The following is a 19,630-nucleotide window of genomic DNA, read 5'->3' on the forward strand; positions in this document are numbered from 1 at the left end:
GGGTTGATCTGGTCAGATCAACCCGGGGCCGGCCCTTTGCCTGCTCAGCCGAATTAGTCGCGGGTCAGGCGGCGGTGCGTGACGCGGTGCGGCTTGGCGGCGTCGGGGCCGAGGCGCTGCACCTTGTTCTCCTCGTAGGATTCGAAGTTGCCCTCAAACCAGTACCACTTCGACGGGTTCTCCTCGTCACCCTCGTAGGCGAGGATGTGCGTGGCCACCCGGTCCAGGAACCAGCGGTCGTGGGAGACCACAACGGCGCAGCCGGGGAACTCCAGCAGCGCGTTTTCCAGGCTGCTGAGGGTTTCGACGTCGAGGTCGTTGGTCGGTTCGTCGAGCAGGAGCAGGTTTCCGCCCTGCTTGAGGGTCAGCGCCAGGTTCAGGCGGTTGCGCTCACCACCGGAGAGCACACCTGCCTTCTTCTGCTGGTCCGGTCCCTTGAACCCGAACGCCGCGACATAGGCGCGGGACGGCATTTCAACGTTGCCCACCTGGATGAAGTCCAGGCCGTCGGACACGACCTCCCACAGGGTCTTGTTGGGGTCGATGCCGCCGCGGCTCTGGTCGGCGTACGAGATCTTGACCGAGTCGCCGATCTTCAGCTCGCCGCCGTCGAGGGGCTCGAGGCCCACGATGGTCTTGAACAGCGTGGACTTGCCCACACCGTTCGGGCCGATGACGCCGACGATGCCGTTGCGCGGCAGGGAGAAGGACAGGCCGTCGATCAGGGTGCGGTCGTCGAAGCCCTTCTGCAGGTTCTTGGCTTCCAGGACCAGTCCGCCCAGGCGCGGTCCCGGCGGGATCTGGATCTCTTCGAAGTCCAGCTTCCGGGTGCGGTCTGCCTCGGCTGCCATTTCCTCGTAGCGCGCAAGACGTGCCTTGGACTTCGTCTGCCGGCCCTTGGCGTTGGAGCGGACCCATTCGAGTTCCTCGGCGAGGCGCTTGGCCTGCTTGGCGTCCTTCTTGCCCTGGATTTCCAGGCGGGCGCGCTTCTTCTCCAGGTAGGTGGAGTAGTTGCCCTCGTAGGGGTACAGGTGGCCGCGGTCGACCTCGGCAATCCATTCCGCGACGTGGTCCAGGAAGTACCGGTCGTGGGTGACTGCGAGAACGGCGCCCTCGTAGGTGGAGAGGTGCTGTTCCAGCCACAGCACGCTCTCGGCGTCGAGGTGGTTGGTGGGTTCGTCGAGCAGCAGCAGGTCCGGCTTCTGCAGGAGCAGCTTGCAGAGAGCCACGCGGCGGCGCTCACCACCGGAGAGCAGGGTGACATCCGCGTCGGCCGGCGGGCAGCGGAGGGCGTCCATGGCCTGCTCGAGCTGGGAATCAAGGTCCCAGGCGTCGGCGGAGTCGATGGCCTCCTGCAGGTGGCCCATCTCCTCGAGGAGCGCGTCGTAGTCCGCGTCCGGGCTGGCCATCTCCTCGGAGATTTCGTTGAAGCGCTGGATCTTGCCGTAGATCTCGCCCACGCCTTCCTGGACGTTGCCCAGGACGGTCTTCTCCTCGTTCAGCGGCGGTTCCTGCAGCAGGATGCCGACGCTGTAGCCGGGGCTCAGCCGGGCTTCGCCGTTTGAGGGTGTGTCCAGGCCGGCCATGATTTTTAGGATGGTGGACTTACCGGCCCCGTTGGGACCAACAACACCGATCTTGGCGCCCGGGAAGAAGGACATGCTTACGTCGTCGAGAATAAGTTTTTCGCCAACAGCCTTTCGGGCCTTGGTCATTGTGTAGATAAATTCCGCCATGGTTCCAAATCTAGTGGGTTGGCGGGCATATCTCACATTCGCGTCAGGCCGGGGCGCCTACGAAGCACTTCCCGTTCGACAGCGCCGGCAGCACCGCCACCGTCACCTTTCCGTCGCGGATCTGGCCGATCACGCATTCCCTGGCCTGGACCGCGGCCGCTTCCATGGAATCCACCTCGAGTCCGGTGGGCGTACGGCCGGCCGAGACCTCCAGGCTCCGCGCCGGAACGCCTGCCGCCGTGAGCGCCGCGCTGATGTCCGCCGGGGCGGGCTTGGGGTTGGCTGCGACGACGCGTCCCAGGACGTCTGTCATGGTCCGCTGCAGCGCTGCCGTGGCCCCGGCGGGCACTTTGGTGGCCACCGCAGACGGCGAAGGCTTTGCCGGCGCTGAGGCTGATGCTGCGCCGGCAGGAGCCGCGGTGGCTGGCTGCGTGGCCGGCTGCGCTCCGGCAGCCTGTCCTTCCGCTGGCTGGTTCACTGTCACCTGGTCCCCTGATGCCGTGCAGGCGGCGAGCGACGACAGCAACACAACCGCCAGTGCGAGCCGTCCGGCGACCCTCCTGGCATTGTCCCGGGCACCAGTCGCATGGCCGCGGAATGCCTTGTTCCGCCGGTGTATCGTCGCTCGCATCACGCTGCCATTCTGCCATGCGGCACCGCCAGGGGGGTGCCGCATGCCAGCGGCGTTCAGGCAGCCGCTCCGGTTAGTTCTCCCGTTTCGGGATCGAGCTCCAGCTCACCGCCGGAGTCATCGACGAAGATTCCTGCCGCGGCGGCATCCTCATCGGCTTCGTCATCATCCAACCGGTCATCATCAGCCCCGTCATCCCCGGCATCGCCTGCGGCGGTGGGGCCGGAAATGCTGCGGTCCCCGTTCGCGGGTCCGAATCCGTCTGCGGCCTGCGGGTTGCCGGAATTGCGGATGAAGTTGGCGGTGCCCCACTTGAGGTCGTGGCCGACGGCATCCGCGTCGATCTCGGCGTCGTGGTAGACGCGGCCCTCCTTCTCCCAGGTGCGCATCTTCAGCTTGCCCACAATGATGACGCGCTGGCCCTTCTTGATGCTGCAGCCCATGTTTCCGGCCAGCTGCCGGTATCCCTGGACGGTGAACCAGTTGATGTTGCCGTCCACCCAGGCGTTGGCGGCCTTGTCGAACCGCCGCTCCGCGGAACCGAGGCGGAATGAGGCGGTGGGCACCCCGCCGGGAGTGGTGGAACTGCGGATCTCCGTGGCAACGAAGCCGCGGACGGTAATGGTGTCGGTCATCTTGGTGTCCTGTCTCGAAGTGTCATGCCCTAGCAGGCATCTCAAGCATCAACCGGCAGCAAAGGGACAGCGAGAGGCGAAGTTCCGTATGTGGAAAACCGGATGACGGTGCTGAGAACGCGCAGGTGAAACAGCCGGGTGCCTGACGCCGGTGGCGCGCAAGTCAATGTAGACTTTTTAGGCGCCGGCAATGTGCCGGCCAGCCATTGCCCCAGTAGCTCAGGGGATAGAGCAGCGGCCTTCTAATCCGCCGGTCGGGGGTTCGATTCCCTCCTGGGGCGCGCATTGACACCCCGGTCTTCGGACCGGGGTGTTTTTCTTGCCCTTCGGCAATTGCAAGCATGCTTACTATTGCGGGCGGAGTGTGCCTATGATCGGACTGGGCGCCGGCTTTCCGTACAAGCCGGCCAACCTGGACCGACAGTCGAGGAAGGAACACCCGCATGCAGCACAGCCAGTCGGGCGAGAGCGCCGCCACTCCGGAGACGCCCCGGCCCTCAAACCCAGCGGCGGGCCGGCCAGGCCCCACAGCGCCCCCTGACCCGGCACCGGCAGGTGCGGCTTCAGGTACCGGCGCGGCTGGCCGCCACCCCGGCACGGCCGCAATCCCGGGCTACGACGGAACCACGTCACCTCAGCCTGGCCTGGCAGAGCCCGAACGGCGGGTCACGCGCGCCGGGATGATCTGGGTGGCCGTGGCCTCGGCCCTGGTGGTACTGGTGCTCCTGATCATCTTCATCCTGCAGAACCAGGAACTCGTCCAGGTGAAGTTCTTCGGCCTGGAGGGGGCGGTCTCGCTCGGGATGTCGCTCTTCATCGCGGCAGTGGGCGGAGGTGTCCTCGTTGCGATGGCCGGCGCGGCCCGGATCATCCAGCTGCGCGCCGCCGCCCACCGGCGCAGGGTACAGGCCGGCCGGAAGCGGTAGAGCGCAGGGCCTAGGCGACGCGGTCAGTCCGCCAGGTACTCCTTGAGGTTGCCAAGCACCATCCCCCAAAGTTTTTCCGACTCCGCGGCCTCGCCGTCACTCTTGTTATTGCCTTGGGTGATGCTGACCCGGGTTCCCTCCGCCACAGGCTCCAGCGCGTATTCCACGGTGTGGTAGTTGCCCGGCTCGTCCGGCAGTCCCGACAGGGGGCTGTAGTGGGTGATGCGCAAGAGTTCGTTGGGGCGGGCTTCCAGCACGGTCCCTTTGTCCTGGTAGGACTTGCCCTGCCACTCCCCCTCGAACGTCACAGGGCCGCCCTTGCGCCAGGTGGATGTGACGTGCGTGCCGAGAAAGTATTCCTTGACGTCGGACGGATCGGTCAGCGCCTTCCACACCCGTTCGGGCGGCGCGGCGACCACAATGGACGCCTCGGCGTCCCTGAATTGTTTGTCCATGGCTTCCCTCCTGGCGCCACCCTACCCGCCGAAAGGCGCCGAAGTAAGCGCACGGTGGCGGACGGAGCGAGGCCCGGTCCCGCGCCGGGGACCGGGCCTCCAGATCGGCCGGTGCTCCTGCTGGGGGCTCAGGCGAAGGGCTGCACCAGTTCCGCGTAGCGGTCCTTCATGGTCGCCAGGACGGCGTCGCCGTCAGCGTCCCAGATCTCCTGGTTGAAGATTTCCACCTCAATGTCGCCCGTGTACCCGGCATCCCGGACCCAGGTGCCGATCGTGGCGAAGTCGATCACGCCGTCGCCCATCATGCCGCGGGAAAGCAGTGCATCCGCCGCGATCGGCAGGTTGAAATCGCACAGCTGGTAGGAGGCGATCCGGTTCTCCCTGCCGGCGCGCTCGATCTGGGTTTTCAACTCCGGGTCCCACCAAACGTGGAAGGTGTCGACGGCGACCCCCACCGCCCGGGCGTCATACGGCGCCGCCAGGTCCAGGGCCTGCCCCAGCGTGGAGATGAGGGCGCGGTCGGCGGCATACATCGGGTGCAGGGGCTCCAGCACCAGCCGGACGCCATGCTCGACGGCGAACGGCACGAGGTCGCCGAGCCGGTCGGCCACGCGCTGGCGGGCAGCCACAACGTCCTTCTCCCCCGGCGCCAGGCCCCCGACCACGAGGAACAGTTCCCGGGTATCCAGCGCAACAGCCTCCAGGATCGCGGCCCGGTTGTCCGCGAGCGCCGCCGCCTGCCCATCGGCGTCCGGAGCCGTGAGGAACCCGCCGCGGCACAGCGAGGACACCCGGAGCCCGGCGTCCTTGATCAACTTCGCAGACTTGTCCAGCCCGGCCCCGGCAATGATGTCCCGCCAGGGGCCAATGGCGGGAATGCCTGCGCGGACACAGCCGTCAACAGCCTCGGCGAGCGTCCACTTCTTGGTGGTGGCGCTATTGAGGGACAGCCGTGAAAGAACGGATGGTTCTGAATCGAAGGTCATACTCCCACCCCGTTGATGCGAAGGAAATCGGACATCCGGAACGCTGCGAGGGCGGGGTCCTTCAGCAGCCCGGCCTCGTCGGCCAGTTCGAAGGTCTTGGCAAGGTGCACCACGGAACGCCCCGAGTGCAGCCCGCCCACCATCTGGAAGCCCGGCTGCCTGCCGTTGAGCCAGGACAGGAAGGCGATCCCGGTCTTGTAGTAGAACGTGGGGGCGCTGAAGATGTGCTTGCCAAGTTCCCGGGTGGAGTCCAGGATGGCACGCGCTTTGGGGGCATCTCCGGCGTCGTAGCTCTGCAGTGCCGCGGACGCAGCCGGATAGATTGCCGCAAAGATTCCCAGCAGGGCGTCCGAGTGCAGGGTGCCGTCGCCGTCGATCAGTTCCGGGTAGTTGAAGTCGTCGCCGGTGTAGAGGCGCACGCCCCCGGGAAGCGCCGCACGCAGCGCGATTTCGTGCGAAGCGTCCAGGAGGGAGACCTTGACGCCGTCCACCTTGTCCGCGTTCTCGCGGATGAGCGAGAGGAATGTCTCGGTGGCGGCGGCGACGCTGTCCGAGCCCCAGTAGCCGGACAGTGCGGGATCGAACATGGTGCCGAGCCAGTGCAGGATGACGGGCTGGTCGGCCTCCCGCAGCAGCGTGGAGTAGACCTTCAGGTAGTCCTCGGGACCGGATGCCACCCGGGCCAACGCCCTGGAGGCCATGAGGATCACCTTGGGTCCGGCCTCGCCGACGACTGCGACCTGCTCGCGGTAGGCGGCCAGGACAGCCTGCAGTCCGGCTTCGCCGGACTGCAGCAAATCGAGGTCCAGCTGATCGGTGCCAGCACCGCAGGACACGAGGTCCCGGACAGTCATTCCGGCCGTCGCCGTCCCGCCGGCGGAGACCACGGAAGCCGCCTCCGCGCCGGTGCGCTTGATCAGCTGCTGGGTGGCGGCCCAGTCCAGGCCCATGCCGCGCTGGGCCGTATCCATCGCGTCGGCGACGCCGAGCCCGTAGGACCACAGCTCGTGCCGGTAGCCCAGGGTGGCCTCCCAGTCGAGGCGCGCCGGGGCGCCCGGGGTGTTGTCGGCGGTGACCTCGGGGATGACGTGGGCCGCCGCGTAGGCCCGGCGCGATGTCAGCGGCGCCGCCGGCTTGGCCCAGGTGGTGGCGGAGCGGAGCCGGTACTCCCGGGTGCCGCCGTCGGATGTGGGAAGGATCAGTGACGTCATCAGAGCGTGATCTCCGGGATGTCGATGGTGCGGCGTTCGTCGCTGGACTGCAGGCCGAGCTCGGCGAGCTGCACGCCTCGGGCGGCGGACAGCAGGCCGAAGCGGTGTTCGCGGCCGGCGATGACGTCGCGCAGGAACTCCTCCCACTGCAGTTTGAAGCCGTTGTCCAGTTCGGCGTTGGCCGGGACGTCCTGCCACTGGCTGCGGAAGGATTCGGTGACGGGAAGGTCGGGGTTCCAGACCGGCTTGGGGGTGTGGGCCCGCTGCTGTGCGACGCACTTGTTCAGGCCTGCGACGGCGGAACCGTGCGTGCCGTCCACCTGGAACTCGACCAGCTCGTCACGGTAGACCCGGACAGCCCACGAGGAGTTGATCTGGCCGATGACGTCGTCCCCGCCGGGGGTCTGCAGCTCGAAGATGCCGTAGGAGGCGTCGTCAGCCGTTGCCGTGTACTCGTTGCCGGCTTCATCCCACCGGGTGGGGATGTGGGTGGCGGTCTTGGCGTTGACGCTCCTGACCTTGCCGATGATGCCTTCCAGGACATAGTTCCAGTGGCAGAACATGTCCGTGGTCATTCCGCCGCCGTCCTCCTTGCGGTAGTTCCAGGACGGCCGCTGCGCCGCCTGGACGTCGCCCTCGAAAACCCAGTAGCCAAATTCTCCGCGGATGGACAGGATCCGGCCGAAGAACCCTTCGTCCACGAGGCGGCGCAGCTTGACCAGGCCCGGCAGGTACAGCTTGTCGTGCACCACGCCGGCGGTGACTCCGGCCTCCTTGCCGATGCGGGCCAGCTCGATGGCCTCGTCCAGGGTTTCCGCCGTCGGCTTCTCCGTGAAGATGTGCTTGCCGGCCCGCATGGCCTTCCTCAGGGTCGCGGCCCGCAGGCTGGTCATGGAGGCGTCGAAGACGACGTCGACGGTGGGGTCGTTGATCACGCCCTCGAGGTCGGTGGTCCATTCCGAAATCTTGTGCAGCTCGGCGAGTTCGCGGATTTTAGCTTCGTTGCGGCCGACGAGGATCGGTTCGACCTGGACCTTGGTACCGTCCTCCAGGGTGAAGCCGCCGGCGTCGCGGATCGGGAGAATGGAGCGCAGCAGGTGCTGGCGGTAGCCCATTCGGCCGGTGGTGCCGTTCATGGCGATACGGATCGTCTTTGTTTCGAAGCCCATGAGTCCTCATTCAGTCGTGGTGGCTGGCAGGGGGAAAGCGCGTTCCCGCTGCTTCCATAGTGCAGAATCGATGTCGATCTGGCAAGCGCTTTCCAGACTTTCTTCCAACTGCGATAATGTGAGCATCAGCCGAGTTTCCCGAAGCTGGGGCCCGTTGAAGAGGAGTTGCGCCTGTGGCTGCAAGCACGCTGACCGAAGTAGCCCGTCTGGCCGGAGTCTCCCCTGCCACCGCCAGCCGCGTCCTGAACGGTTCGGCCAGGACACCGGGACCGGACATCGCGGAGCGCGTCCGGAAGGCGGCGGACTCCCTGGGCTACATCCCCAACGCCCAGGCCCAGGGCCTGGCCAAGTCCAGCTCAGGGCTCATCGGCCTCATCGTGCACGACATTGCCGACCCCTACTTCTCGGCCATCGCCCGCGGCGTCCAGGCCGCGGCACAGAACCAGAACAAGATGGTCTTGCTCGCCACCACCGCGGGCAGCCCCGCCGACGAGCGTGCGGCGGTGGCAGCCTTTGCCGCCCGCCGCGCGGATTCGATAGTGATCGCGGGATCGCGGTCTGCGCGGACCGCCGACAGGCAGGGCAATGCGGAACTGGCCGCCGAACTCGACCGCTATTGCCGCAACGGCGGCCAGGTCGGAGTGGTGGGCCACGCCGTGGTGGGCGCCGAAACCGACGAGGGCTATCACGTTGTTGAGGTTCCCAACGAGGAGCTCGCAGCCGCACTCGCCCGGGAACTGGCCGCCTCACATGCCGGGGAATTCGTCATCATCGCCGGTCCGGAGGGCCTCCTCACCTCCGATGACCGGGTGCGCGGCTTCCAGCGCGGCCTGGCGGACGCCGGGCGGCCGCCAGCGGACGTTCTGCACACCGGGTTCAATCGCTCAGGCGGGTATGAGGCGGGCGTGGGACTCGCGGCCCGCATCGGCGCGCGAGGCGAAGGCAGCGAGAAAGGCAGGGAAAGGGGCGAGACGGGCCCTGAAACCGCCGGACGGCGCAGGCTCTGCATCTTCGCCGTCAACGACGTCATGGCCATCGGGGCCACCGCCGCGCTGCGTTCGAAGGGACTTCGGATTCCCCGTGACGCGGCCATCGCAGGCTTTGACGACATCGAAACCCTCCGCGACTTCCGGCCGGCACTCTCCACCGTCCGCCTGCCACTGGAGGAAATCGGCAGGCTGGCAGTTCCCGGAGCCGGTCCCGGCCAGGCGGCCGCCGGCACCGTCGGGGTCACTGGCGAAGTGACGCTTCGCCGGAGCACCGAGCCGCCCGGGGACTAGGAATCCCCGCGGCAAGGAAAGCCGGCCATGACCGACCATTCACAGGAAGCTTACGGCGGCATCACCACGGCTGCCGCCGAGTGGCCCGCCGTCGAGCAGCTGTTCGGCGTCCGCGGTGAGCCCTCACGCTGCTGGTGCCGGTTCTTTGCCCTGCCGGGTCCCAGCTTCGCTGCCACGCCGGCGGCGGACCGCAAGGCACAGCTGAAGGACAAGTTCGACGGCGGCAGGCCGGCACCGGGGGTCCTGGCGTACCTGGGCGGTTCCGCCGTCGGCTGGTGCGCGGTGGAGCCGCGGCAGTGCTATCCGCGGATCCTCCGCTCCCAAGTGTTCAAGGCGGCCGGCGCCGCCGTGGACGACGACGGCGGTGGAAGCGTATGGTCGGTGAGCTGTTTCGTCGTCGCTCCGGGCCACCGGCGCAGTGGGGTGGCAGCAGCGCTGCTGGCCGCCGCCGTCGAACACGCACGCGCCAACGGTGCCGCCGTCGTTGAGGCGTATCCGGTGGATCCCGCCCAGCGGCCGAAGGCCGGGCCGGCGGACCTGTACCAGGGCACACTCGGCCTGTTCCTGGCGGCCGGCTTTGAGCTGGTCAGTGACGCCATTCCCGGCCGCGCCGTGATGCGGCTGCGGCCGGGATGACGCGGGCAGCCCCGGGCTCCGCTTACCGGCTATCGTGGCAGCATGGCAAATGAAGCGGTGCTGGCGTTGATTCGCTCCCAACTGCGGGCGGCAGCAGACCCCGTCCGCGGCGCCGCGGCTCAGGCCTACATGAAGTCCGCAACACCATCGCTCGGTGTCCGCGTGCCGGAGGTGCGCAGGACAGCCAAGGCCGCGGCTGCGGCCCATCCCTTTGAAACCGCCGACGACCTGCGGTCAACGGTGCTTGTCCTCTGGCGCGAAGCCCGCTACCGCGAGGAACGATACGCGGCGATTGACCTGACCGGGCTGCGGAGCGTGGCCGGAGACCTGGAGATGCTTCCGGTGTATGAGGAAATCATCCGAACGGGCTCGTCCTGGGACTACGTGGACGGGGTGGCCCAGCGGATCGGCGCGCTGCTCAAGGCCCACCGGGAGGAACAGACTTGCCTACTGCTCCAGTGGAGTGCCGACCGGGACTTCTGGGTCCGGCGGGCATCGATTACAGCCCAGCTGGGAGCCAAAGCCCAGACGGACACCGCTCTGCTCACTGCGGTCATCGAGGCGAACATGGCCGACAAGGAATTCTTTATCCGCAAGGCGATCGGCTGGGCGTTGCGTGAGTATGCCAAAACCGCTCCGGAATGGGTCCTGGAGTTCGTGACGCGCAACGGCCCGTTCCTCAGCCCGCTCTCGCGGAAGGAAGCCCTCAAAAACCTTGGGGTTTCAAGTGAGCCGCAAGGTCTGATGAGCCCCAGTCAGATGAACCCTAGGGTCAAATAACAGGGCGGGTGGTGACGGGCTGGTCCGCCTTGCTGAACAGCAGTTTGGTGCTGCGGTCCAGGAAGATCAGGTACAGCGCAAACAGCAGGGCGATGATGGCGGCCGCATTGCGGGCAAGCGCCAGGGCGAGGCCCAGGTCGTCGGTCTGCAGGTACGGGAAGACTTCGAGCTGGTCGGAGATGGCATAGACCATGAAGAAGGAGACGATGAAGTAGAGGGCCTTGACCTGCCAGTCGTCACGGAGGCCCGTGACGGCGAACAGCGGGATCAGCCACACCACGTACCAGGACTGGATCATGGGCGCCAGAACCACAACGGCGGCGAACGCCAGCGTCAGGCGGCGCATGAGGCGGTCGTGTTCGCCGCGAAAAATCTGCCAGGCCACAATGCCCACGGCGAGGAGCTTGCCGGCGTCGTAGACCCATTTGGCCAGGCCCCAGCCGTCCAGGCTGAACGCATTGGCGATGGATGCCACCACCAGGCCAAGGAGCCCTACGGGGGCGTACCAGATCCACACGCTGCCGGGCGCCGAGAGGCCGTTGATCCAGCCGAACCCGAAGCCGTTTACCAGGCTCGCGGCATAGAGCAGGGCAAGGCTGAGTCCGGCGGTCAGACCCCAGAACACGAACTTCCGTGGCCAGCTGGCCCCCTTGCCGGCCCAGAGCAGGCCGATAAACGGAAGGAACACCACGGTGATCGGCTTCACCGAGATGGAGGCCGTGACGAGCACGATGCCCAGGATGACCCGCCGCGTGGCGCAGTAGTACAGGCCCGCGAGGGCCAGCCCGATCATGAGCGAATCATTGTGGACGCTGGCGATGAAGTTGGTCAGGAAGAGCGGGTTCGCCGCCGTCAGCCAAAGGGCCCGGTGCGGGTTGACCCCGTGCAGCTCGGCGAGTTTGGGGACGTAGATGATGCACAGCACCACCCCTGCCAGGGAGGCAACGCGGAACAGCATGATGCTGGCTTCCGGCTGGACGTTGGTGGACCAGACCACGAACTGCTCGATCCACAAAAAAACCTGGCCGTAGGGAACCGGGGCCTCGGTCCACATCTTGTCGGCGCCCAGCTGGAAGTAGTTGGACAACGCCGAGATGCCGTTCTCGTACGGGTTGAAGCCCTCGACCATCAGGCGGCCCTGGCCGATGTACGCGTAGACGTCCCGGCTGAACAGCGGGACGGTAAACATCATGGGCAGGCCCCACGCCACGATGGCCTGCAGCGTGGCCTTGCGGGCTTCCTTCCCCCAGACGTTGACGTGCTGGCCAAGCCTGAGCCAGGCCCGGACCAGCAGCATGCCGCCCACCGCAAGCAGCACGATGGACAGCCCGACGCCAAACGCCTCGGTGCGCATCCAGATGAACAGCGGCATCCGCCGCAGTTCCGAGACCGGCGCCAGCCAGCCGACGCCGAGCGACCCGATGAGCAGGAACATGGAACCGATGAACCCGGAGAGAATCGGTGAGCGCGGGTTGTCCACTTCCGGCCGGGCCGGGTCCGTGGAGGTGCCGGTGGCCGCTTCCCCTATCGCAGGCACAGGCGCCGTCATCTCAGGATCGTCCAATCTCTTCTGCGCCTATCTCGTTAGGCAAGTCTCTTATGTGCGTGCTGCCCCGGCTGCAGCCAAGCTGAGCGGCCGGCCGAATTGGGCAGCCAGCCGAATTGGGCGATGCTCCAATGTGGGCAACACCGGGGACGCGGCCGCCGCAATGAGGCGTTGCCACGTACCCGAAATATTAGCACCGGAGCGCCTCTCCAAGGCTTGCCCGCGGCTAAACGGTAGGCTGAACAGGTGCCTATAACTAACGAACGCATCGTCTGGATCGACTGCGAAATGACCGGCCTCGACAGCGTCAACGACGCCCTGATCGAGGTTGCGGCCCTGGTGACCGACTCCGAACTCAACATCCTCGGCGACGGGGTGGACGTCGTGATCAAGCCTGACGACGCCGCCCTCGCGCAGATGAATGACTTCGTCCGGGACATGCACACCCGGTCGGGCCTGCTGAAGGAGCTTCCGGCCGGCAAGACGATGGCCGAAGCAGAGGCCCTGGTGCTGGACTACATCCGCAAGTGGGTTCCAGACCCGCGCAAGGCACCCCTCGCCGGCAACTCGGTGGGAACGGACCGGGTCTTCCTCGCCAGGGACATGCCGTCGGTGGTGGAGCACCTGCACTACCGCATCATCGATGTCAGCACCATCAAGGAACTGGCCCGCCGCTGGTATGCTCGCGCCTACTTCCAGGCCCCGGCCAAGCATGGCGGCCACCGCGCCCTCGGGGACATCAAGGATTCCATCGACGAACTCCGGTACTACCGGGAAGCCGTCTTCGTGCCCGCCCCCGGACCGGACAGCGCCTCAGCCCAGAAAATCTCCCAGCGCATCTCGGCCTCGCCCTCCGCCGTCGTCCAGCAGGCCCCGGAAAGCGTTCTGCCGCCCACAGCGCAGCAGTCAGGAAAGTAATCTGCGCCACGTTTGAGGAAAATTTTGCCGAATCAGCCAAAAGTGGCAAAAGCATCCCCCAACAGCAGGTAAGCTATTTGTCGTTGCCTTTTCGGAAGGCCGGGAAACCGGTCAACCCGCAGGGCACATGGTGGGCGTAGCTCAGTTGGCAGAGCGCCTGGTTGTGGTCCAGGAGGTCGCGGGTTCAACCCCCGTCGCTCACCCGCACCGAGGACGGCATTTTATTGCCGGCCAGCAACAAAGGCCGTACCGGTTACCCGGTGCGGCCTTTGTTGGTTTTCACCCCCGCCGGCTCCCGTCCGGCAACGCGCCGAAGGAATCCCCTGACATGACCGTTCTGCCCATCACCATCTGGGGTGAGCCGGTGCTGCACCGCCGGGCTGCTGAAGTGGAGGAGTTCGACGACGGGCTTCGCCAGCTGATTGCCGACATGTTCGAAACGAACGATAAGGCAAACGGCGTTGGACTGGCCGCGCCGCAGATCGGCGTGGGCAAGCGGATCTTCGTCTACAAATACGCGAACGAGGACGGCGCTCCCCCGGCCGGCGCCGTGGTCAACCCCGTTCTGACCCTCTCCAAAGTTTCCGGGGCACTGCCGGATCCGGACGAGGAGGTGGAGGGCTGCCTCTCCTTCCCCGGCGAGCAGTATCCGCTCAAGCGCGCCGAATGGGTGCGGGTGCAGGGCTTTGACGGGGACGGAAATCCGGTGGATTTCGAGGCGACCGGCTGGTTCGCCCGTATCATCCAGCACGAATACGACCACCTGGACGGCAAGCTGTACGTCAACCGCCTGATCGACAGGTATGCCCGCAAGGCGATGAAGCAGGCCAAGAAGAGCGGCTGGGGCATCCCGGGCCTGACCTGGATGCCGGGCGTGGATCCGGACCCGTTCGGCCACTGACACCGGCGCGGTCCCTACCGCTGCTGTCTGTCCCTACGGGGGCACCACCGTCTGCTGCTCCGGGCACGAATCCAGCACACGGGCCATGGCGTCCTTCTCCGCCCGGGTGATCCAGAGGCCGTACGCTGCCTTCACCGAAATCTGCCGGGCCACGTAGTGGCACCGAAGCGCCTTGTTCTTCGGCAGCCAGGTGGCGGCGTCCGACGCGCTTTTCTCCTGGTTGGCGTCACCGTCAGCGGCGATGAGGTTGAGCGGATCGTTTGCAAGATTCTGCCGCTGCTGCGCAGTCAGCTGCTGCGCCCCCTTCTGCCAGGCATCGCCCAGCGCGACGACGTGGTCGATCTGCACGTCCTTGCTGGAATCAGCGCCGCGGACAAATTTCACCACCAGCCCCACGTAGGGTTCATGCATCGTGCCGGCGGCAACCCTGCACTTGGATCCCTTGGCGAACGTAACGTCGTGAAGGTCCCGGCGCAGGATGTCGTTGCGAGTGTCGCAGCCGTTGTGGTCGGCGTCCTGCCAGGCCTGGCCGAACGCGGACCGGTCATAATCGCCGCCGGATGCCCTGCCCTTCACGGCCAGTGTTTCCAGTACGGCGGCAGCGCCGCCCCGCGGAACCGGGTACGGAGGTGTGACCGGCTTCATCCAGGCCGCATCGAGCACGGGCGCCTCGCTGGGTCCGGACACGGCAGGCTCGGCGGCGATGAACTGGCCTGCCGTAAAAAACCACACGGTGGCGGCGACCACCGATACCGCGGCCACACCGAGCACCGCCCAGGCCAGCCGGGAGCGCCGGCGGGCGCGCCGGTAGCCGGCCCAGCTGACGCTCATCGGGGCGTTCCGGCGCGCCCGGCGTCCAGGGCAGGATGTGCGTACATGCCCAGGAGCCTAGGCGAAACCAGCCGCCGCCGTGCGGGTATCCACAGTGTGGAGGAGAGGTGCCCTGTGGAGGGCGGGTCACCTACTGCTCGCGCATGACCCGATGAAGATCGGCATTGGCGAGATCAAGCAGCCGTTCCAGCTGGGCTACCCTCTCATCACCGATTTCCCCTGCCGCGTGTGAAGCGCGCGCCTGATCCAAAAGCCGCTGGGCTTCTTTCTGGTTGGCCTTTGCAACATCGAGGGCGTGTTCCAGGGTGGTCTCATGCTGGAGTGTCGGGTTCTGTTCCATGACACAAGTTTGTGCCCGTTTTCCGGCCGATTCCAGAGAATTGCCCGGGAAGTTCCCGGGAACATGTCAGCCCCGCCGGCACGATTGTGCGGGCGGGGCTGACGAAAAGGGTTCCGGTTAGACCGAGGCCGGCAAGGCCAGGACCGGGGCGGCATCCTTTTCGGAGTCCTTGGCCGGGAAGGTCGGCGGGTTGACCCCGGCCATTTCCTCCATCACGCGGACCACCTGGCAGCTGTAGCCGAACTCGTTGTCGTACCAAACGTAAACGACCAGGTTCTTGTCGTTGGCGATCGTGGCGAGGCCGTCAACGATGCCTGCGCGGCGGGAGCCCACGAAGTCGGTGGAGACCACCTCGGGTGAGTCGATGTAGTCGATCTGCTTGCGCAGGTCCGAGTGCAGCGACATCTCGCGCAGGTAGTTGTTCACCTCGTCCTTGGTGGTGCCGCGTTCCAGGTTGAGGTTCAGGACGGCCAGGGACACATCCGGGGTGGGGACCCGGATAGAGCTGCCGGTGAGCTTGCCCTGCAGTTCGGGCAGTGCCTTGGCCACGGCCTTGGCGGCGCCGGTTTCGGTGATCACCATGTTCAGCGCTGCGGAGCGGCCGCGGCGGTCGCCCTTGTGGAAGTTGTCGATCAGGTTCTGGTCGTTGGTGAACGAGTGCACGGTTTCCACGTGGCCGTGGATCACGCCGTACTTGTCGTTAAGGGCCTTCAGGACCGGGGTGATGGCATTGGTGGTGCAGGAAGCCGCCGTCACGATCTGGTCCGAATCGGCGATGTCGCCATGGTTGATGCCGTGGACGATGTTCTTCAGCTCGCCCTTGCCCGGTGCGGTCAGCAGGACCCGGGCCACGCCCGTGCTCAGCAGGTGCTGGCCGAGGCCCTCGGCGTCGCGCCAGCGGCCGGTGTTGTCCACTACGAGGGCGTCCTTGATCCCGTAGGCCGTGTAGTCGATGGTGGCGGGGTTGTCCGAGTAGATGACCTGGATCCGGACGCCGTTGGCGGTGATGGTGTTGGCCTCGGTGTCTACCCGGATGGTTCCTTCGAAGGAACCATGCACGGAGTCACGGCGCAGCAGGCTGGCGCGCTTGGTGAGGTCGTTGTCGGAGCCGCGCCGGACAACGATGGCGCGCAGGCGCAGGCCGTGGCCGCCGCCGGCCTTTTCGATGAGGAGGCGCGCGAGCAGGCGGCCGATGCGGCCGAAGCCGTAGAGCACGACGTCGGTGCTGGTGCGCTCGTCGGCGCCCCGCTTGCCCACGATCCCGGCCAGTTCGGCACGGAGGAATTCCTCCAAAGTCAGGTCGCCGCCGTCGGACTTGAACTTCTGGTTCAGGCGGGCGATGTCGATGGCAGCGGCTCCCAGGTCCAGCTGTGCCAGCGTGTTCAGCAGCGGCGCCGTCTCCTCCAGCAGCAGCTCATCCTTGCTCATCCGGCGCGCAAAGCGGTGGGCCTTCAGGATGTTCATGGTGGACTTGTTGATCAGGCTGCGGCCGTGGATGGAGGTGACCACGTTGTTTTCACGGTACAGCCGGCCGATAACCGGGATCATGGCCTCGGCAAGCGCCTCCCGGCCCATCCACGTATCAAGACAAGAATCTGACGTCTGGCTCACAGAACTACCTTCCTTGGTTCAACCGGCTACGTCCTCGTAAACCGGATGGCGGCCACTGGAAGTTATCCAGGGCAAGCTGGCACCGGCAGGGTTTCGGTCCACCCCGGATGCCGTTGACCGTGCAAAGAAAAACCGCCGGCTGCGAACGCAGATCCGGCGGCAGAACTTCTACGTTCACCATCCATTCTAGGGCGGCCCGGGGACCGGAAACGGCCGGTTGCCCGTGAAATCACTCACACAGGGTGTGATGCCTGTCGCCCGGCCGGGGGCGCGCTACTGCTCGCCGTAGTTGAGGCGGCCAATGCTCCAGGCGGATACGTGGCGGAGGTCCACCCTCGTCGCGTTCAGGCGGATGGGGTTTCCGCCCGAGACCGCAACGGGTTCAAGGAAATGGATGAACCGGACCTGGTCCTCCTCCGCAACGTGCGGCATTTCTGGCGATAACTCGCCTGAGGTGCTGATCTGGGCGTTCTGGCGCCTGGACCACGCTTCTTCACTCACCACGGAGCCGGAGACTATTGTCCCGTCGACAATGACGGTGAGCTCGATCGTCCCATCCGGATCGTGCCGGCCGGGTCCGAAGATGGGCGCGAGCAGCCTGTCCAGTCGTGGGTCGATGTCAGAGGAGGACTGCATGTGCATCTGCCTTCAGGCGCGGACTGGGGCAAGGGGCTTACTTGAGAGGATGGGTTGACCGATACGCCGGGTTCTGTGCTCCCGCGCCGTTGCCGGCGCGGGAGTAGCGGCCATCCATCTACGAGCGCCGTTGCCGACGCCCTCCAGCGGCCTACCCGGACACTCGGGCGGGCAGCCCTCAAACGTGTCCTGTCTGGCCTTGCTCCGGGTGGGGTTTACCTAGCCTTCCCGGTCACCCGGGAAGCTGGTGGTCTCTTACACCGCCGTTTCACCCTTACCTGCTTCGTGCCGCTTTCAAATTCGGCGCGACGCAGGCGGTCTGTTTTCTGTGGCACTGGCCTGCGGGTTACCCCGAGTGGGCGTTACCCACCACCCTGCCCTGTGGAGCCCGGACGTTCCTCGAGCCACTTGCGTGGCGCGCGGCCGCCTGGTCAACCCATCCGCAGTCCAGTTTACGGGCTTTCCGGCGCCCCCGGACACGCGCAGTTGCGGGGGCTAGGATCGGGGAATGGACCAGTCGTCCTTTCCGCGGCCGTCCTTTCCACGGCGGAGAATGCTGCAGCTGGCGGGAATTGCTGCCGGCCTGACTGCCGCCGCGACGTCAGCCTGCACCGCCCCGCCCCCTCCGGTTCCCGGCCCGACGACGACTGGCCCAAAGACGGCCGGCCCCGTCCCCGATACGGCCGGCCCCGTGCCCGATACGGCCGGCCCAGCGACGGCAGCCGTCCCGCCGGCTCCCCCACGATCCGTGCAGCCTTCAACAGTGCCGGCTTCCGCAGCGCCGGTTTCTTCTGTATCGACCCGGACAGGCGGATTTGTTTCCAGCTTCCGCCCGGGGGTCATCACGAACTGGTCCCTTGCCGTGCCCCTTCCGGAGCAGGCCAACCAGCTGCTGCCGGTGGCGGTCTTCCTGCACGGGCTCGGCGGCAGCAGTGAGGTTCTGTTGCGCGACCTCGCCGCGGACCGGGCCCTGCAGCGCCACATGGACGACGGCGGGCCGTCCTTTGCGGTAGCCGCCGTGGACGGCGGCGACTCCTGGTGGCATGCCCGCTCCGACGGCAGTGATACGCAGTCGATGCTGGTGCAGGAGTTCCTGCCGTTCCTGGGCGAGCAGGGGCTGGACCTCGGAAAGGTCGGCATCTTCGGCACATCGATGGGAGGGTTCGGCGCGCTCCTCCTGGCATCGCGGGGCCAGTTGCCCGGACTTCGCACGGTGGCTGCCATGAGCCCGGCAGTCTGGTCCAGCTATAAGGAGGCGATGCAGGACGCCTTCGACGGCCCGGATGATTTCGCGGCGAATGACGTTTTTGCGCTCCGGTCGAGGCTTGCAGCGATACCCAAGCGGATCGACTGCGGCAGCGAGGATGATCTGGCCGCCACGGTGCGCCGGTACCGTTCGGGACTTCCCGGACGGGTGGAGGGCGGCTTCCAGCCCGGCGGCCACGACGCCTTGTATTGGCGGTCCATCCTGCCGGACGTGCTGGACTTCCTGGGGCGTTCCCTGGGCTGACCTTACCCACCGGAACCCACCGGACAGGGCCGCCCCGCTGATCCCGCACCGGCCGGTAAGATCGTACGGTGCTGATTCTGCTCCCCCCATCCGAAGGCAAGACTCCGGCCGTCCGCGGCGACGCCATGGACTGGGCTTCATTGAGTTTCCCCGTGCTGAACACCTACCGCGCCAAGGTGCTCGACGCGCTGGGGACAGTCAGTGCGCACGAGGATGCCCTCGCCCTGCTGGGCGTCGGAGCCTCCCTTAAGGACGACGTCGAACGCAACACCCGGCTCCACGCCGAACCGGCGGCCCCGGCCCACCAGGTGTATTCAGGAGTGCTGTACGACGCCCTCGGCTATAAATCGCTGACGCCGGCGCAGCGGCGCCGGGCGGATGGATCGGTGCTGGTCATCTCCGCACTGTGGGGCGCCATCCGGTTCGCCGACTCGGTACCCGCCTACCGGCTGTCCATGTCAACGGCACTGCCCGACGTCGGACGCCTTGCCTCATTCTGGAAACCGCAGCTTACGGATGCCCTCGGCGAAATCGCCGGCGGCCGGCTACTGGTCGACTGCCGGTCCAGCACCTACGCAGCCGCGTGGACTCCCCCGCCGGCGGACACCGTGACGGTGAACGTGTTCACCGAGGTGAACGGCGCGCGCAAGGTGGTCAGCCATTTTGCCAAGCACACCCGGGGCGAACTGGCCCGGCACCTGCTGAAGCGGCGCGGCAAGGCCCCGGCCACGCCGGAACAGCTGCGGAAGGCCGCGGCCGAGAAGTGGCAGGCCGAGCTCGTTCCGGGCACGGCACGCAAGGCCCACGCCCTCAACATCATCCTGCCCAACTAACTGGCAGTTAATGTCGTTTTGGCGCCCCGAAACGACATCTACTGCGAGTCAGTTGGGTG

Annotated in this window: 20 protein-coding genes, 2 tRNA genes and 1 other RNA gene; 10 read left to right on the top strand and 13 right to left on the bottom strand. The window is 66.6% G+C overall.

Going from position 1 to position 19,630, the window contains the following annotated elements:
* Positions 1-53: 53 nt before the first annotated feature.
* Genes ettA through ACFVTE_RS23855 form a run of 3 tightly spaced genes read right to left on the bottom strand, consistent with a single transcriptional unit; the run spans position 54 to position 3,002 of the window.
* On the bottom strand, positions 54-1,736 hold the full coding sequence (gene ettA, locus ACFVTE_RS23845) for an energy-dependent translational throttle protein EttA (protein ID WP_387105088.1): 1,683 nt from the start codon (positions 1,734-1,736) through the stop codon (positions 54-56).
* A 43-nt stretch (positions 1,737-1,779) separates the two neighbouring features.
* Complete coding sequence (locus tag ACFVTE_RS23850) at positions 1,780-2,367, bottom strand: DUF6993 domain-containing protein (protein ID WP_387105146.1); 588 nt, start codon at positions 2,365-2,367, stop codon at positions 1,780-1,782.
* Positions 2,368-2,423: 56 nt separating this feature from the next.
* Complete coding sequence (locus tag ACFVTE_RS23855) at positions 2,424-3,002, bottom strand: single-stranded DNA-binding protein (RefSeq protein WP_387105091.1); 579 nt, start codon at positions 3,000-3,002, stop codon at positions 2,424-2,426.
* 208 nt (positions 3,003-3,210) lie between these two features.
* Here ACFVTE_RS23855 and ACFVTE_RS23860 point away from each other — a divergent pair.
* Both ACFVTE_RS23860 and ACFVTE_RS23865 read left to right on the top strand, forming a co-directional pair.
* Positions 3,211-3,283, top strand: a tRNA-Arg gene (locus tag ACFVTE_RS23860).
* A gap of 162 nt (positions 3,284-3,445) precedes the next feature.
* The gene (locus tag ACFVTE_RS23865; protein WP_387105093.1) at positions 3,446-3,928 is read left to right on the top strand and encodes a lipopolysaccharide assembly LapA domain-containing protein; all 483 of its coding nucleotides are present in this window, start codon (positions 3,446-3,448) and stop codon (positions 3,926-3,928) included.
* Between the two features lie 23 nt (positions 3,929-3,951).
* On the opposite strand, the gene ACFVTE_RS23870 is transcribed toward ACFVTE_RS23865, so the two are convergent.
* The 4 genes from ACFVTE_RS23870 to ACFVTE_RS23885 form a co-directional block, all read right to left on the bottom strand.
* Complete coding sequence (locus ACFVTE_RS23870; protein WP_387105095.1) at positions 3,952-4,383, bottom strand: SRPBCC domain-containing protein; 432 nt, start codon at positions 4,381-4,383, stop codon at positions 3,952-3,954.
* 128 nt (positions 4,384-4,511) lie between these two features.
* A complete protein-coding gene (locus ACFVTE_RS23875) occupies positions 4,512-5,369 on the bottom strand; it encodes a sugar phosphate isomerase/epimerase family protein (protein WP_387105098.1) in 858 nt (285 codons plus the stop codon).
* Entirely contained in the window at positions 5,366-6,580 is a 1,215-nt protein-coding gene (locus tag ACFVTE_RS23880) for a dihydrodipicolinate synthase family protein (protein ID WP_387105101.1), read from the bottom strand. Before ACFVTE_RS23880 ends, ACFVTE_RS23875 begins: the two co-directional genes overlap by 4 nt.
* Positions 6,580-7,749 carry a Gfo/Idh/MocA family protein gene (locus ACFVTE_RS23885; protein ID WP_387105102.1) on the bottom strand — a complete coding sequence of 390 codons (1,170 nt, stop codon included), beginning with the start codon at positions 7,747-7,749 and terminating at the stop codon, positions 6,580-6,582. The genes ACFVTE_RS23880 and ACFVTE_RS23885 overlap by 1 nt, the downstream gene beginning before the upstream one ends.
* 173 nt (positions 7,750-7,922) lie before the next feature.
* Here ACFVTE_RS23885 and ACFVTE_RS23890 point away from each other — a divergent pair, with 173 nt between their 5' ends.
* Genes ACFVTE_RS23890 through ACFVTE_RS23900 form a run of 3 tightly spaced genes read left to right on the top strand, consistent with a single transcriptional unit; the run spans position 7,923 to position 10,445 of the window.
* The gene (locus tag ACFVTE_RS23890; RefSeq protein ID WP_387105105.1) at positions 7,923-9,029 is read left to right on the top strand and encodes a LacI family DNA-binding transcriptional regulator; all 1,107 of its coding nucleotides are present in this window, start codon (positions 7,923-7,925) and stop codon (positions 9,027-9,029) included.
* 27 nt (positions 9,030-9,056) lie between these two features.
* Positions 9,057-9,665 carry a GNAT family N-acetyltransferase gene (locus ACFVTE_RS23895; RefSeq protein ID WP_387105108.1) on the top strand — a complete coding sequence of 203 codons (609 nt, stop codon included), beginning with the start codon at positions 9,057-9,059 and terminating at the stop codon, positions 9,663-9,665.
* 42 nt (positions 9,666-9,707) lie between these two features.
* Positions 9,708-10,445 carry a DNA alkylation repair protein gene (locus ACFVTE_RS23900; protein WP_387105111.1) on the top strand — a complete coding sequence of 246 codons (738 nt, stop codon included), beginning with the start codon at positions 9,708-9,710 and terminating at the stop codon, positions 10,443-10,445.
* On the opposite strand, the gene mptB is transcribed toward ACFVTE_RS23900, so the two are convergent.
* Positions 10,438-11,994, bottom strand: a complete 1,557-nt coding sequence (gene mptB, locus ACFVTE_RS23905) for a polyprenol phosphomannose-dependent alpha 1,6 mannosyltransferase MptB (protein WP_387105112.1) — start codon at positions 11,992-11,994, stop codon at positions 10,438-10,440. The two genes, ACFVTE_RS23900 and mptB, sit on opposite strands and share 8 nt — an antisense overlap.
* Before the next feature lie 243 nt (positions 11,995-12,237).
* On the opposite strand from mptB, the gene orn reads away from it, so the two are divergent.
* From orn to def, 3 genes are all read left to right on the top strand, one after another.
* Entirely contained in the window at positions 12,238-12,909 is a 672-nt protein-coding gene (orn, locus tag ACFVTE_RS23910) for an oligoribonuclease (RefSeq protein ID WP_387105114.1), read from the top strand.
* Between the two features lie 130 nt (positions 12,910-13,039).
* Positions 13,040-13,112 (top strand) — tRNA-His (locus ACFVTE_RS23915).
* A 125-nt stretch (positions 13,113-13,237) separates the two neighbouring features.
* Positions 13,238-13,810: a peptide deformylase gene (gene def / locus ACFVTE_RS23920; protein ID WP_387105117.1), complete on the top strand. Its 573-nt coding sequence runs from the start codon at positions 13,238-13,240 to the stop codon at positions 13,808-13,810.
* A gap of 33 nt (positions 13,811-13,843) precedes the next feature.
* Here the strand turns inward: def and ACFVTE_RS23925 are convergent, their stop codons facing one another.
* The 5 genes from ACFVTE_RS23925 to rnpB all read right to left on the bottom strand — a co-directional run bounded on the left by ACFVTE_RS23925 (position 13,844) and on the right by rnpB (position 17,667).
* The gene (locus ACFVTE_RS23925) at positions 13,844-14,641 is read right to left on the bottom strand and encodes an HNH endonuclease family protein (RefSeq protein WP_387105120.1); all 798 of its coding nucleotides are present in this window, start codon (positions 14,639-14,641) and stop codon (positions 13,844-13,846) included.
* A 130-nt stretch (positions 14,642-14,771) separates the two neighbouring features.
* Entirely contained in the window at positions 14,772-14,981 is a 210-nt protein-coding gene (locus tag ACFVTE_RS23930; protein WP_387105122.1) for a hypothetical protein, read from the bottom strand.
* A gap of 117 nt (positions 14,982-15,098) precedes the next feature.
* Positions 15,099-16,592, bottom strand: coding sequence for a glyceraldehyde-3-phosphate dehydrogenase (locus ACFVTE_RS23935; RefSeq protein ID WP_387105124.1), 1,494 nt, complete (start codon positions 16,590-16,592; stop codon positions 15,099-15,101).
* 273 nt (positions 16,593-16,865) lie between these two features.
* Entirely contained in the window at positions 16,866-17,228 is a 363-nt protein-coding gene (locus ACFVTE_RS23940; RefSeq protein ID WP_387105126.1) for a hypothetical protein, read from the bottom strand.
* A gap of 46 nt (positions 17,229-17,274) precedes the next feature.
* Positions 17,275-17,667: RNase P RNA component class A (gene rnpB, locus ACFVTE_RS23945), an RNA gene on the bottom strand.
* Positions 17,668-17,991: 324 nt separating this feature from the next.
* Between rnpB and ACFVTE_RS23950 the strand changes: the two genes are divergently transcribed.
* Both ACFVTE_RS23950 and ACFVTE_RS23955 read left to right on the top strand, forming a co-directional pair.
* Complete coding sequence (locus ACFVTE_RS23950; RefSeq protein WP_387105129.1) at positions 17,992-18,738, top strand: alpha/beta hydrolase; 747 nt, start codon at positions 17,992-17,994, stop codon at positions 18,736-18,738.
* A gap of 68 nt (positions 18,739-18,806) precedes the next feature.
* On the top strand, positions 18,807-19,571 hold the full coding sequence (locus ACFVTE_RS23955) for a YaaA family protein (protein ID WP_387105131.1): 765 nt from the start codon (positions 18,807-18,809) through the stop codon (positions 19,569-19,571).
* The last annotated feature ends 59 nt before the right edge of the window (positions 19,572-19,630 follow it).

The sequence above is a fragment of the Arthrobacter sp. NPDC058097 genome (assembly GCF_042884885.1).
In the GTDB taxonomy this organism is placed as follows: Bacteria; Actinomycetota; Actinomycetes; order Actinomycetales; family Micrococcaceae; genus Arthrobacter.

Excerpts from the sequence above, each read along its gene's own strand:
- ettA (WP_387105088.1), bottom strand. The coding sequence starts at position 1,736 with ATGGCGGAATTTATCTACACAATGACCAAGGCCCGAAAGGCTGTTGGC.
- ACFVTE_RS23940 (WP_387105126.1), bottom strand. The coding sequence starts at position 17,228 with ATGCAGTCCTCCTCTGACATCGACCCACGACTGGACAGGCTGCTCGCG.
- def (WP_387105117.1), top strand. The coding sequence starts at position 13,238 with ATGACCGTTCTGCCCATCACCATCTGGGGTGAGCCGGTGCTGCACCGC.
- ACFVTE_RS23875 (WP_387105098.1), bottom strand. The coding sequence starts at position 5,369 with ATGACCTTCGATTCAGAACCATCCGTTCTTTCACGGCTGTCCCTCAAT.
- ACFVTE_RS23930 (WP_387105122.1), bottom strand. The coding sequence starts at position 14,981 with ATGGAACAGAACCCGACACTCCAGCATGAGACCACCCTGGAACACGCC.
- ACFVTE_RS23855 (WP_387105091.1), bottom strand. The coding sequence starts at position 3,002 with ATGACCGACACCATTACCGTCCGCGGCTTCGTTGCCACGGAGATCCGC.
- ACFVTE_RS23895 (WP_387105108.1), top strand. The coding sequence starts at position 9,057 with ATGACCGACCATTCACAGGAAGCTTACGGCGGCATCACCACGGCTGCC.
- ACFVTE_RS23925 (WP_387105120.1), bottom strand. The coding sequence starts at position 14,641 with ATGAGCGTCAGCTGGGCCGGCTACCGGCGCGCCCGCCGGCGCTCCCGG.
- ACFVTE_RS23865 (WP_387105093.1), top strand. The coding sequence starts at position 3,446 with ATGCAGCACAGCCAGTCGGGCGAGAGCGCCGCCACTCCGGAGACGCCC.
- ACFVTE_RS23900 (WP_387105111.1), top strand. The coding sequence starts at position 9,708 with ATGGCAAATGAAGCGGTGCTGGCGTTGATTCGCTCCCAACTGCGGGCG.
- ACFVTE_RS23850 (WP_387105146.1), bottom strand. The coding sequence starts at position 2,367 with ATGCGAGCGACGATACACCGGCGGAACAAGGCATTCCGCGGCCATGCG.
- mptB (WP_387105112.1), bottom strand. The coding sequence starts at position 11,994 with ATGACGGCGCCTGTGCCTGCGATAGGGGAAGCGGCCACCGGCACCTCC.
- ACFVTE_RS23885 (WP_387105102.1), bottom strand. The coding sequence starts at position 7,749 with ATGGGCTTCGAAACAAAGACGATCCGTATCGCCATGAACGGCACCACC.
- ACFVTE_RS23880 (WP_387105101.1), bottom strand. The coding sequence starts at position 6,580 with ATGACGTCACTGATCCTTCCCACATCCGACGGCGGCACCCGGGAGTAC.
- ACFVTE_RS23870 (WP_387105095.1), bottom strand. The coding sequence starts at position 4,383 with ATGGACAAACAATTCAGGGACGCCGAGGCGTCCATTGTGGTCGCCGCG.